The following is a 12,394-nucleotide window of genomic DNA, read 5'->3' as shown; positions in this document are numbered from 1 at the left end:
TGTGGCCGCCGGGGACGCGTTCGCGGGTTCGGCTCAGGTAGCCGTGGGCTTCCAGGTCGCGCAGGGCGGTGGCGATGCGGTCGGGGCCCTCGGGGAATCTCTTGGCGAGGCTCTTGATGTCGACGGGGGAACCGGCTTGCAGCGACTGGATGTGGGTGCCCAGTCCGATCGCGAGCAGTGACAGCTCGGGGTGCTGGGCGAGGTGGTTGCCGATCACCGTGAAGCGGATGGTGTGGCGGACGTTGTCGTGGATGACGCCGGATACGCCGGATTGGGGCGCCGGTGGGGGTGATTTTTGCCCGCCGGTCGGGACGGGGCGCACGGGGGCGCGCTAGGGTTTTTCGTATCCATCGGGAAGGTTTCGCTTCCTTGTTGGTCAGGCCCTCGCATTGGGATGGCAGTCCCGGCGAGGGCCGACGTATGTCCGCCGGCCGCGGTTGTCTGGGGCGATCTGGAGCTGTCTGTGGCTGTGCGTGATGGTGCTGTTGCGCTGAGCGTAAGGCAGGCAACCGGGGACAAATCCAGCTGAGTTGGTGATGTTCACTCGGGCGAGTGAGTTTGCGCGGCGGCGGTTGTACGGGCCGCGGTGGCCGTCCCGACGGGCGGGAGGGGTGGGGTTTGGTGGGGTTCTTTCTCTCCCGTGTTTCTTTGTCTTTGGAAGGCGCCGGGCCCGCCTGCCCACCGCTCCCTCCCGACCCGGTCGGGATCCTGGACGAGGCCGACGTCGACGGTGACCGCGCTCGGCAGGGAGTCCCCCTCGGCGGTGAGGAGTTGCTCCGCGAACCGGAGGACCTCCGACTCCCGCCCCTCCCCGTCGAGCGGCGCCGGATCGAGGTGGCCGTACACCGCGTACCGGCTGCCGGTCACCACCTGCCCGTCGAGTACGAACAGGCGGTACTCGACGGCGAACGTGACGATGTCCGAGATCAGCACCGGCGTGTCCGGGCTCACGGCCTCCCCCGTACGGTCCGTACGGGAAAGCCGCGAGCCGTCCGCGTACACCGCCGCCGGAAATGACTTGGCGCTCGGTGGTTTGACGAACGCCGGGCGCCGAACCTGCCACGCCTGCGCGAGGGTTGTCAGTTCCACGCGCCGTGCCGTGAACTCCTCCGGCAGCCCGGCGAGCCAGCCGTCGGACGGTTCCAGCAGCCCGAGGCCGAGCGCACCGGCTATCCGGTGGTCGTACGCCAGCGGCCCCCCGTACCAGTGCACCGCCCGGTCCCCCGAACCGGACAGCCCCGTCAGGGCCGACGCATCGGCCAGTGACCGCAGCTCCATCCCCCGTCCGGCCGCCGCCTCCGCGAGCAGCAGCGTCGTACTGGTCCGCTGACCGGAAGTCAGGAACACCGGGCCCGGCTGCCCGTCTCCGCCCATGACTTGCCCCCTGTCAATTCCCGCCCCGGGACAGGTACTCCGTCACCCGCCCCATCCCCCAAACCTCACCGATCTTGTGCCGGATGTCGAACAGATTCGCCGCGTGCACCCCCGCGTCCCGGTCCCCCACCGCCTCCTCGGCCACCACCGGAACGAACCCGTGCTGCATGGCGTCGAGTGCCGTCGCGCGTACGCAGCCGCTGGTGGTCAGGCCGGCGATGAGGAGGGTGTCGATGCGGTGGGAGGTGAGGTACGCGGACAGCGCGGTGCCGAAGAAGGCGCTCGGGTACTGCTTCGTCACCGTCAACTCCGCCTCCCTCGGCGCCAGACCTTCGATGAAGTCGGCGTACGGGCTGCCCTCCACGAACGCCCGCAGGCTCGGCACCTTGCGGTAGAAGACGCCGCCGTCGCTGCCGTCGGGGCGCAGCACGACGCGCGTCACGATCACCGGGATTCCGGCCCGGCGGGCGGCGGACAGCAGCCCCCTCATCGCCTCGGCGGCGCCCTCCGCGCTCGCCCCCGCGTAGAGGGGGCAGGCCGGGTCGACGTACGCCCGGGCCGGGTCCACGAGGAGGAGTGCGGGGGAGGTGCCGGGCGTCAACCGCCCGCCCAGACCGGCGCGTTGGTAACCCTTCTCCGCGGCGCCCGCCTCATCGCTGCCCGGAACCGGACTCACGCCGAACTCCCCCTCCCCGCCCGGCACTTCATCAGCGGCTGGATACGCGTGCCGAAGTTCTCCAGACCCTCCAGGAAGTCGTCGAAGACCAGCATGATGCCCTTCGTGCCCGCCACCCCGGCGACCTCGTCGAGCATCCTCGCCACGCTCTCGTACGACCCGACCAGCGTCCCCATGTTGAAGTTGACCGCGCCTTCGGGCAGCGCGATCGTCCGCGCCGTCGACGTACCCGTGGACGTCGTGTCCGCGTCCGTCTCGCCGGCCATGTACGCCAGCGCCGCGCGGTCGGCGTTGTCGTGATAGTCCTGCCACTTGGCCTGGGCCTCTTCGTCGGTCCCGGCCGCGATGATCATGAAGAGGGAGAGGGCGCCGACGTCCCGTCCCGTTCGTTCGGCCTCCTCCACCAGCGTCGCCGTGCTGCCGGACAGTGCCGTCGGGGTGTTGACGCCGCTGCCCAGGATGAAGTTGTACTCCGTGTGCTCCGCGGCGAACTTCATGCCGGTGCCGCTCTGGCCGGCCGCGACGATGTCGATGTGGCCGTTCGCCGGGCGCGGGGAGAGGACGCAGTCGTCCATCTCGTAGAACTCGCCCTTGAAGTTGCTGACGCCGTCGCGCCACAGGTCCTTCATCACGGTGACGTACTCGACGGCTCGCGCGTAGCGGTTCCCGAAGTGGTCGTCGCCGGGCCACAGGCCCATCTGGGAGTACTCGCCGGGGGCCCAGCCCGTCACGATGTTGATGCCGAAGCGGCCGGGGGCGATCGAGTCGACCGTGACCGCCATGCGCGCGACGATCGCGGGGGGCAGGGCCAGGATCGGCGCCGAGGCGTAGAGCTTGATGCGGTCGGTGACCGCCGCCAGGCCCGCCATCAGCGTGAACGACTCCAGGTTGTGGTCCCAGAACTCCGTTTCGCCGCCGAACCCCTTCAGTTTGATCATCGAGAGGGCGAAGTCGAGGTCATGGGCCTCCGCCTTCCGCACGATCGCCTTGTTGAGGTCGAAGCTCGGCATGTACTGCGGTGAACTCTTCGAGATCAGCCAGCCGTTGTTGCCTATGGGGATGAAAACGCCGATGTCCATGCCACTCCTCAGATCCTCAGGTGTGAAGTCCTCGACAGTCAGTTACGTTCAAATCTCAACTGTCCGCCAACGGCACGCTACATCGTCGCTATGACGGCGGTATGTCACCTAACCAGCCCTGAAATCAAGGTGGTTGACGCCCGGAACGGCCGGTGGAGGTGGCCAGAGGTGAACGTGAGATTCCTGCAAAGCCTCGCTTCAGGTGCCATTGGAACGGTAAAACTTCAAACATGAACGCACGGCTGGCACTGCTCGGCTCGGTGGACCCCGGTGTCGCGGAGAGCGAGGTCTTCCGGCTGGCTCTCCAGCATGCGGTGGCGGAGCTGGGAGCGCTCGGGGGAACGATTCATCTCCGGGGCCCCATGTCGGCCCTGCGGCTGGTGTCGGCCACCGGTCTGCCCACGGCTCTCACCGGCCCCTGGGAGATCATCGACCAGGAGGGCCCGCTGGCCCCCGCCCGCGCCCTGTACGAGGCCGGTCGCGAGGGCCGCGGGGTGTGGATACCAGGCGAGGCGGCCGACCTCGGAGTCCCCGTCTGCCCGTCGCACTCGCCGCTGCCCGGCAGCGGACTCGCCGCAGTGCCCGTGATCCGCGCGGAGCGCAGCATCGGCGCCCTCACCGTCATCACCGGTGACCGGGGTGAACCGACGCCCGCCCACTGGCAGTTCCTGCGGGCCGTCGTCGCCTGGACCGAGGAACGCATGGTCCAGGCGCCCCTGCCGGCCGGTCCCGTGCACTCGGAGATGAGCGGCGACCGGCTGCGGCAGGCGCTGAAGGAGGTCCGGGTCGGGTCATGGGACTGGCACATCGCCAACGGTGAACTGATCTGGGACGAAGCCGCGATGGAGTTGTACGGCACCCGGCCCGAGGAGTACACGGCCCGCGTCGAGAACTGGATGCGCTGCGTCCACCCCGACGATCTCGGGCCGACCCTGGCCCTCGTCGACCAGGCGATCCGCGGCCACTCCGTGTTCGAGGCCGAGTACCGCGTACGGGGCCTGGACGGGACGTACGGCTGGCACCAGGCGCGCGGCCGGGCCACGTACGACGAGAACGGCGAGCCCCTGCGGATGATCGGCATGGGCTGGGACAGCAACGAGTCGCGGACCGTCCGCGACGCGCTCGGCCGCGCCCTGCGCCACATGAGCGACGGGTTCGTCGCGGTCGACGACCGCTGGCGGATCACCTTCGCCAACCTGGAGGCCGAACGCACCCTCGGCCTCTCCGAGGAGGAACTGTTCGGGCGCCTCCTGTGGGACCTGCCGACCGTGCGGGAGCTGCCCGGGCTGGAGCAGCGCTGCCGGAAGGCCGCCGCCGAGGACAAGCCCGCCGGCTTCGACATACGCGTGCCCGGCACCGGTCGCCGCCACCACCTGCGACTGGTCCCCGGCCCCGACGGCCGCACCCTCTACCTCCAGGACGTCACAGAGAAGCGCCGGCACGAGGAGGAACGCAAGGCCGCCGAGCGCGCCGCCTCCGAACGCGCCGCCCGGATAGCTGAGTTGACCGCCGCCCTCGCCAAGGCGACGACCTCGCGGGACGTCGTCGACGCCGTCGCCCGGCGTGTACTGCCGCCGTTCGCCGCCGCCGGACTCGTCGTCCAGACCATCGAGGACGACCGCCTGTACACCGTCGGGGCCATCGGCTACCCGGAGGACTTCCTCGCCGAGATCGGCAACCGGCCGCTGACGCCCGACTGGCCCTGTCACGACGCGATCTTGACCGGGACCCCCGTGTTCCTGTCGTCCCCGGAGGTGTTCGCCGCCCGCTATCCCCACCTGGCCGACCTGCCCGAGCGCGACGGCCAGCAGGCCTGGGCGTTCCTGCCGTTGACCGCGTCCGGCAAGACCTTCGGGGTCTGCGTGGTCAGCTTCGACCGCCCGCGCCGCCTCACCGACGAGGAACGCACCCTCCTCGCCACCATCTGCGCCCTCGTCGCCCAGGCCCTGGACCGGGCTCGCCTGTACGACGCCGAGTACCGGCGCGCCCGCGAACTCCAACGCGGCCTGCTGCCACGCGAGTTGCCCGACCTGCCCGCCTGCACGGCCGCCGCCCGCTACCTCCCCGCCGCGCAGGGCATGGACGTCGGCGGCGACTGGTACGACATCATCCCGCTCTCCGGCGGCCAGGTCGCCCTCGTCGTCGGGGACGTCATGGGCCACGGCCTGCCCCAGGCGGCGACCATGGGCCGGCTGCGCACCGCCGTCCACACCCTCGCCGACCTCGAACTGCCCCCCGACGAGATCATGAGCCACCTCAACGACATCGTCGGCAACATGGGCGAGGAGTCGTACGTCACCTGCCTGTACGCCCTCTACGACTCCATCACCCAGACCTGCTCCATAGTCCGCGCCGGGCATCCCCCGCCGGCGGTCGTCCACCCCGACGGCACGGTGTACTTCCCGGACCTCACCGCCGACCCGCCCCTCGGTGCGGCCGAACCCCCCTTCGAGACCGTTGAGTTGCAGGTTCCCGAGGGCAGCCTGCTGGTGCTGTACACGGACGGTCTGGTGGAGTCGTCGAAGCGGGAGATCGACGAGGGCATGCGGCAACTCGCCCGCCTGTTAAAAGGGGCGTACGAGGCCGGCGAGCAGGCGGATCTCGAACACCTCTGCGACACGCTCACCGCCGGACTGCTGCCCGCCGAGCACCCGAGCGCGGACGACGCGGCACTCCTCGTCGCCCGACTGCACGCCCTGACCGGAGACCGGGTCGCCTCCTGGCCGCTGCCCGAGGACCCGAGAGCGGCAGGACAGGCCCGCCGCCATGTCCGCGAACAGCTCGCCCTCTGGGGCCTGGACGACCTCACACCGACCACGGAACTCCTGGCCAGCGAGCTGGTCGGCAACGTCGTACGCCACGCCAAGGGCCCTCTGCGACTCCGCCTGCTGCACGGCGCCGAGCTGATCTGCGAGGTCTTCGACGGCAGCCTGACGATGCCCCGTATCCGCCGGGCGACGGACACGGACGAGGGCGGACGGGGGCTGCAGCTGATCACCGCGCTGTCCCAGCGGTGGGGGACGCGGTACACCCCGACCGGCAAGTGCATCTGGACGGAACAGGCGCTTCAGCCTCCGGCGGATCGGCGGAGCGAGGGGGCGGAGGACGCGTTGGAGCTGATGTTTCTGAACGCTGGGGAGTTCGACGACTTTCCGGAGCTGAGAGGGCTCGGTGATCTGAACTGAGCCCTCTGCCGGGTGTCCGGGCCCCTGCGGGCCGGTGGGGCTGGTCGTGCCCACGCGGCGGAGCCGCAGATGTTCACAGCCCCGCGCCCCTTACGGTGCGCTGCGGCGCGTCCTAGTTCTGGTACACCTTGTCCGCTCCCGGGCCGCCCGAGAGGATGTCCTTGCCCGGGCCGCCGTGCAGGACGTCATTGCCGCTGTTGCCGGACATCCTGTCGTTGCCCTTCTCGCCGTACAGGCGGTCGTTGCCCCTGCCGCCGTAGATGAGGTCGTCGCCCGACCTTCCGTACGCGACGTCGTTGCCGTCCCCGCCGCTCAGGATGTTCTCGTCCCCGTTCTCGCCGGCGTCGCCGATGAGGACGTCGTTCCCGGCGCCGCCGAGCGCTCCGAGGCCCCATATCCCGCCCCCGCCGACGAGGCGGTCGTTGCCGTCCTGGCCGTAGAGCACGTTCCAACCGGTGCCGATCAGAACGTCGTTGCCCCTGCCGCCGTAGATCGCGGCGTACGCGGTGGGGTCGGCGACACTCAGTGAGCGGGCGGCCGCTGCCGTGACCACGGCCCCGGTGTCCACGGCGGCGGAACTGGTGCGCACCGCCTAGGAGTTGATGACTCCCGAGCTGCAGCGCCGGGCCCGCGCCCAGCTCGCCCGCTGTCTGCGCTCCCCGCGGTGAGATTCCCCGGGCACCGGAGGTCGCGCAGGAGGCGAGCCGACGGGCCCATGACGGCCGGCAGCGGGAGTAGCCGACCATCGCCGGATTCCGGCACCGCCTGCCGCGGTCGTGGTGCTGGTCGCCCCGCACGTGACCTGCTTGTCCATGCGCCCTCTCCCATGCGCCCTCTCCCGGTCGGCCGAGCGTGTCCCGCGCCACGCCATCGTCACCGGCCGGAGGAGGGGTGCGGCGCTCTGCTCGCAGCGCGGATCGGCTGGTTCGCTCCCCTTTGTGCGTGGATGGCGCCGTCATCGACTCTCTGGCGGGGGCAGGGGGGCCCGGCTGACCCGTATCTTCGACTGGCCGTGCGGGCGCTTCTCCCAGTCCTCCATGAAACGGGCGTGCAGGCCGTGCCGACGGGCAAGGGCGAGGAGAGTCTCCGTGCGGTAGTAGAAGTCCTCGCGCAGCACCTGGTGTTCCATGCCCTCGGTGCGGTCGAAGGTGAAGTCGAAGAACCCGGTGCCGGTCAGTACGCGGCCGACATGGCTGAGGCACTCCTCGATGACCTCCGGCGGCGAGTGGGAGAAGACGCTGTGCGCGTGGACGACGTCGAAGTGGTCGCTGGGCAGGAAGTCCAGGGTGAGGTCGCCGGTGATGGTGAGATGCGGCAGTTTGGCCTGGAGACCGCGCTTCGTGAGGGTCGTCTTGGCGGCCACCAGGATGTCGGGCGAGATGTCGATGCCGTAGTAGTGGCCGGTGTCGAGGTGCTCGATGAAGCGCCAGCCGCCGCGCAGATTGCCGCAGCCGATGTCGAGCATGTGGTGCTCGGGGCGCAGCCCGTGTTCGACGAGGTAGTCGAACTGCATCTGCCCGAGCGCCAGCCACCGGTCGTGGCTCCGGCTGCCTACCGCGGCCTCCGGGTCCCGCCGGGTGTCCGAGGCCATCACGGCCCGGTAGTAGCCGACGTGGTCGCGGTGGCGCAGGCGCAGCCAGGCGTCCCGGCCGGCGCGCCGGAGGTACGGGGCGACGCGGTCGGGGTTGCGCAGGGCGTAGCCGACCTTGTGGGTGAGGGCGGCGCGGTTGCTGCGCAGGTTCTCCGGTGACTTCGCATCGGCGGGCATGGTGACGCGACCTCCGTACAGAGGGGCCCCGGATGAGGGTGCTGCGTACCGGGGCCTCCGTACAAGGGTCGGCTCTGGGTGCGGGGATGACAACCGGGGTGCCGTGCTGCCCACCGCTCACCGAGCGCCCGTTCACGGCGCAGGAGGCGGAGACGGCCGCACTGATGTTCAAGGCGCTCGGCGATCCGGTGCGACTCCGGTTGTTCTCCGCAGTGGCCTCGCGCGAGGGCGGCGAGGCGTGCGTGTGCGACATCTCCGACGTGGGCGTCTCGCAGCCGACCGTGTCCCATCACCTGAAGAAGCTGAAGGAGGCCGGGCTGCTCACCTCCGAGCGGCGCGGCACCTGGGTCTACTACCGGGTCGAGCCGTCCGTGCTGGCCGCGATGGGCAGGCTGCTGACCATCGCACCGGCGACGGTCCGGACCGTGAAGGCCTCCGCCCCCGTACAGCTGCCGACGTGACCGTCCGCTCTGCCTGAAGACGCGGTGCCGTTCCGGCGGACTGCCCGGCACACGGACCGCTGCCACCGGGACCGGGGATCCTCGGGCGGCCGCGTCCTACGCGAGCAGGCCGGCGATGTCGCGGGCGGCTTCGCGGGCAGGGCGCCCGACGCCGATGAGGGTGGCGGAGGCGGGGCCGGTCCAGTCGCCGTAGCCGAGCAGGTGCACGCGCGGCTCGTCCACGGCCCGCGTCCCCTCGGTGGCGATGTGGCCGCGAACCCCGCGCAGTCCCAGCGGCGCCAGGTGGGAGAGTGCCGGGCGGAAGCCGGTGCACCAGATGATCGCGTCGGCCGGCGCCCGCGTGCCGTCGGCCCAGAGGACTCCGTCGCGGTCGAGGCGTACGAACATGGGTGCCGCCTTCAGCCGTCCGGCGTCCCGGGCCTCCCGTACGGGCGGTACGGCGACGATGTCGCCCAGGGATGCGACGCCTCCTGTGTCGGTGCGGCCCGCTTCGAGGGCGCGGCGGCGGGCGGTGGCCGCGTCGAAGAGCGCCCGGCCGTCGATGTCGTCGGCGAGGAAGCGGGGCGGGCGCTGGGTGACCCAGGTCAGCACCGTGTCGTAGGCCAGGTCGGCGGCGATCTGGGCACCGGAGTTGCCGCCGCCGACCACGACGACGCGGTGTCCGGCGAAGTCGCGCGGGCTGCGGTACTCGACGGTGTGCAGTTGCCGCCCGGAGAAGTCCTCCCGGCCGGGGACGGCAGGGAGGAAGGGGCGCCACCAGGTGCCGGTGGCGCTGATGACGGCCCGGGTTCGCCAGAGGCCCGAGTCCGTCTCGACCCGCAGGAACTCGCCGTCACGGTGGACCCCGGCGACGCGTACGGGACGGTGCACCGGAAGGTCGTACCGCCGCTCGTACTCGGTCAGGTAGCCGACCACATGGCCCGCGTCCGGGTACGTCTGCCCCGCCTGCACCGGCATCGGACGACCCGGCAGGGAGGAGTACGCGGCCGGGGAGAACAGGTGCAGGGAGTCCCAGGCGTGCTGCCAGGCGCCGCCCGGCGTGGACTGGGCGTCGAGGATGACGAAGTCCAGGCCGAGGCGGCGCAGGTGGTAGCCGGTGGCGAGTCCGGCCTGGCCACCGCCGACCACCACCACCTGCGTACCCCCGCCGCCGCTCACGGCGTCCGGGCGGTGTCGGCAGCCTGGGGGGCGCGGGCGGCGTGAGTCTGGTGGGCGGCCGGGCTGGTCGGGCACGGCAGTCGTCGTAGGGGCGGGTCGATGGTGATCGCTGGGTTGATCGGCTTGGTGCGGGTCAGGGTCTGGTGCTCCGTCCGGACGTGCTGGGCGCGGGCGGCGGCCCCGCGGCGGCGGCGGACACCGGTCGCCGGTGTCCGCCGTCCACCGCTGTAGCTGTCCAGGCGGTGCATCAACCGTCCAGGCGTGCCGGTGTGACCTGCTGGGCGGCGCTGAACCTCCGCCGCCAGGCCAGCGACACGTAGACGAGCGCGACCAGGACCGGGACCTCGATGAGCGGGCCGACGACGCCGGACAGTGCCTGGCCGGAGGTGACGCCGAAGGTGGCGATGGCGACCGCGATGGCCAGCTCGAAGTTGTTGCCGGCCGCGGTGAAGGCGAGGGTCGCCGTGCGGTCGTAGGCCAGGCCGATGACCTTGCCGAGGACGAAGGTACCGAACCACATGATCGCGAAGTACACCAGCAGCGGCAGCGCGATGCGTGCCACGTCGAGCGGCTGCGAGGTGATCGTCTTCCCCTGGAGGGCGAAGAGGATGACGATCGTGAAGAGCAGGCCGTACAGGGCCCACGGGCCGATCTTCGGGAGGAAGCCGTCCTCGTACCGCTCGCGGCCCAGCTTCCGCTCGCCGATACGGCGGGTGAGGAACCCGGCCAGCAGCGGAACGCCGAGGAAGATGACCACGTTCAGGGCGATCTTCCACATGGAGATGTCGAGGTGCTCGCCGTCACCCAGGCCGAGCCAGCCCGGCAGCAGGTCGAGGTAGAGCCAGCCCAGCAGGCCGAACGCGATGACCTGGAAGACCGAGTTGAGGGCGACGAGAACCGCCGCGGCCTCACGGTCGCCGCAGGCCAGGTCGTTCCAGATGATGACCATGGCGATGCAGCGGGCCAGGCCGACGATGATCAGGCCGGTGCGGTACTCGGGCAGGTCCGGAAGGAAGATCCAGGCCAGCGCGAACATGACGGCCGGGCCGACGATCCAGTTGATGACCAGCGACGAGACCATGAGCTTCTTGTCGCCGGTGACGGCGTCGAGCTTGTCGTAGCGGACCTTCGCCAGGACCGGGTACATCATGATCAGCAGGCCGACGGCGATCGGCAGGGAGATGCCGCCGATCTCGACCTTGGCGAGGGCGTCGTTCAGGCCGGGGATGGCGCGGCCGAGGCCCAGACCGAGGGCCATGGCGAGCAGGATCCAGACGGCGAGGAAACGGTCGAGCGTCGACAGCTTCGCGACGACCGAGGGCTCCTCGGCGGTCGCGGCTGCTTCGGTGGGGGTCACGGGCAGGCCCTCTTGTTTTCGGCGGCGTTGCGAGCGGACTCGGCCAGGTCGGCGAACTGGCCGGCGAGCAGGGCGATGACGTCGGGGCGCAGCTTGTAGTACGTGTACCGGCCGCACGGTTCCGTCTCGACCACCCCGGCCTCGCGCAGCACTCTCAGGTGGTTGGAGAGGTTGGTCTGCTTCGCGCCGGTCTCCTCGACCAGGTGCGTGGAGCAGAGCGTTTCCCCGGCGAGGAGGGTGACGATCTGGAGGCGGAGCGGGTCGGCGAGAACCCGCATCAGATCAGTGTCGACTGACGTCATCATGGACTGATACTGTCACATCAGTGGTGGCTGACACCACCGGGTGCTGAGTTCATTCGCACCTGATGCCGTCGTGAGACAAGAGAGACCTCTGATGTCCGACAAGCCCTCCGTGCTCTTCGTCTGTGTCCACAACGCCGGCCGTTCCCAGATGGCCGCCGCGTGGCTGACCCACCTTGCCGGGGACCGCGTCGAGGTCCGCTCCGCCGGCTCCAACCCGGGCGCAGGCGTGAACCCGGCCGCCGTCGAGGCCATGGCCGAGGTCGGCATCGACATCTCCGCCGAGGTGCCGAAGATGCTCACCGTGGACGCGGTCAAGGAGTCCGACGTCTGCATCACCATGGGCTGCGGCGACACCTGCCCCGTCTTCCCCGGCAAGCGGTACCTGGACTGGCAGCTGGAGGACCCGGCGGGCCAGGGCGTCGAGGCCGTACGTCCGATCCGGGACGAGATCAAGGTGCTCGTCGAGGGCCTGATCAAGGAGATCGCGCCGGAGCCCACGGCATGAGCATGAGCACGAGTACGAGCACGGACATCCGCAACGTCATCATCATCGGCTCGGGTCCCGCGGGCTACACGGCCGCGCTCTACACGGCGCGCGCCTCGCTGGAACCGCTGGTCTTCGAGGGCGCGGTCACGGCCGGCGGCGCACTGGTGCAGACGACCGCGGTGGAGAACTTCCCCGGGTTCCGCGACGGCATCATGGGCCCGGACCTGATGGACAACATGCGGGCCCAGGCCGAGCGCTTCGGCGCCGAACTCGTCCCGGACGACATCGTCGAGGCCGACCTCACCGGCACGGTCAAGACCGTCACCGACAGCGCGGGTACGGTCCACCGGGCGAAGGCCGTCATCCTGGCGACCGGCTCCCAGCACCGCAAGCTGGGCCTGCCCGGCGAGGACGCGCTCTCCGGCCGGGGCGTGTCGTACTGCGCGACCTGCGACGGCTTCTTCTTCCGCGAGCACGACATCGTGGTGGTCGGCGGCGGCGACACGGCGATGGAGGAGGCCACCTTCCTCTCCCGCTTCGCCAA

General features: G+C 70.6%; 13 protein-coding genes and 1 pseudogene. 4 read left to right on the top strand and 10 right to left on the bottom strand.

What is annotated here, in order from left to right:
• From RB628_RS36985 to rutA, 4 genes and pseudogenes are all read right to left on the bottom strand, one after another.
• Nucleotides 1-351 (bottom strand): annotated as a pseudogene (locus RB628_RS36985) (helix-turn-helix domain-containing protein); the annotation flags it as partial.
• Between the two features lie 189 nt (nt 352-540).
• A complete protein-coding gene (locus RB628_RS36980; protein WP_318325029.1) occupies nt 541-1,374 on the bottom strand; it encodes an ATP-grasp domain-containing protein in 834 nt (277 codons plus the stop codon).
• Between the two features lie 13 nt (nt 1,375-1,387).
• Nucleotides 1,388-2,050, bottom strand: coding sequence for an isochorismatase family protein (locus RB628_RS36975; RefSeq protein ID WP_318325028.1), 663 nt, complete (start codon nt 2,048-2,050; stop codon nt 1,388-1,390).
• On the bottom strand, nt 2,047-3,129 hold the full coding sequence (gene rutA / locus RB628_RS36970) for a pyrimidine utilization protein A (RefSeq protein WP_318325027.1): 1,083 nt from the start codon (nt 3,127-3,129) through the stop codon (nt 2,047-2,049). The genes RB628_RS36975 and rutA overlap by 4 nt, the downstream gene beginning before the upstream one ends.
• A 230-nt stretch (nt 3,130-3,359) precedes the next feature.
• Here rutA and RB628_RS36965 point away from each other — a divergent pair, with 230 nt between their 5' ends.
• Nucleotides 3,360-6,314, top strand: coding sequence for a SpoIIE family protein phosphatase (locus RB628_RS36965; RefSeq protein WP_318325026.1), 2,955 nt, complete (start codon nt 3,360-3,362; stop codon nt 6,312-6,314).
• A 112-nt stretch (nt 6,315-6,426) separates the two neighbouring features.
• Here RB628_RS36965 and RB628_RS36960 read toward each other — a convergent pair whose 3' ends face one another.
• Both RB628_RS36960 and RB628_RS36955 read right to left on the bottom strand, forming a co-directional pair.
• Nucleotides 6,427-6,903, bottom strand: coding sequence for a calcium-binding protein (locus RB628_RS36960; protein WP_318325025.1), 477 nt, complete (start codon nt 6,901-6,903; stop codon nt 6,427-6,429).
• Between the two features lie 366 nt (nt 6,904-7,269).
• Entirely contained in the window at nt 7,270-8,082 is an 813-nt protein-coding gene (locus tag RB628_RS36955; protein ID WP_318325024.1) for a class I SAM-dependent methyltransferase, read from the bottom strand.
• A gap of 86 nt (nt 8,083-8,168) precedes the next feature.
• On the opposite strand from RB628_RS36955, the gene RB628_RS36950 reads away from it, so the two are divergent.
• Nucleotides 8,169-8,543 carry a metalloregulator ArsR/SmtB family transcription factor gene (locus RB628_RS36950; protein WP_318325023.1) on the top strand — a complete coding sequence of 125 codons (375 nt, stop codon included), beginning with the start codon at nt 8,169-8,171 and terminating at the stop codon, nt 8,541-8,543.
• A 96-nt stretch (nt 8,544-8,639) separates the two neighbouring features.
• Here the strand turns inward: RB628_RS36950 and RB628_RS36945 are convergent, their stop codons facing one another.
• From RB628_RS36945 to RB628_RS36930, 4 genes are read right to left on the bottom strand one after another with little or no spacing between them, the layout of a single operon-like run.
• Entirely contained in the window at nt 8,640-9,701 is a 1,062-nt protein-coding gene (locus RB628_RS36945; protein ID WP_318325022.1) for an ArsO family NAD(P)H-dependent flavin-containing monooxygenase, read from the bottom strand.
• Nucleotides 9,698-9,949, bottom strand: a complete 252-nt coding sequence (locus RB628_RS36940; protein ID WP_318325021.1) for a hypothetical protein — start codon at nt 9,947-9,949, stop codon at nt 9,698-9,700. The genes RB628_RS36945 and RB628_RS36940 overlap by 4 nt, the downstream gene beginning before the upstream one ends.
• Entirely contained in the window at nt 9,949-11,058 is a 1,110-nt protein-coding gene (gene arsB / locus RB628_RS36935) for an ACR3 family arsenite efflux transporter (RefSeq protein ID WP_318325020.1), read from the bottom strand. Before arsB ends, RB628_RS36940 begins: the two co-directional genes overlap by 1 nt.
• Entirely contained in the window at nt 11,055-11,363 is a 309-nt protein-coding gene (locus tag RB628_RS36930) for a metalloregulator ArsR/SmtB family transcription factor (protein WP_318325019.1), read from the bottom strand. The genes arsB and RB628_RS36930 overlap by 4 nt, the downstream gene beginning before the upstream one ends.
• A gap of 91 nt (nt 11,364-11,454) precedes the next feature.
• On the opposite strand from RB628_RS36930, the gene RB628_RS36925 reads away from it, so the two are divergent.
• Together RB628_RS36925 and RB628_RS36920 are read left to right on the top strand one after the other, a co-directional pair.
• Nucleotides 11,455-11,868, top strand: coding sequence for an arsenate reductase ArsC (locus tag RB628_RS36925; protein ID WP_318325018.1), 414 nt, complete (start codon nt 11,455-11,457; stop codon nt 11,866-11,868).
• A gap of 2 nt (nt 11,869-11,870) precedes the next feature.
• The coding region (locus RB628_RS36920) for an NAD(P)/FAD-dependent oxidoreductase (RefSeq protein ID WP_318325017.1) at nt 11,871-12,394 on the top strand (524 nt) is incomplete at its 3' end.

Source organism: Streptomyces sp. ADMS (assembly GCF_033441795.1).
Lineage (GTDB): Bacteria > Actinomycetota > Actinomycetes > Streptomycetales > Streptomycetaceae > Streptomyces.
This window is presented reverse-complemented; position numbering and strand designations above follow the sequence as displayed.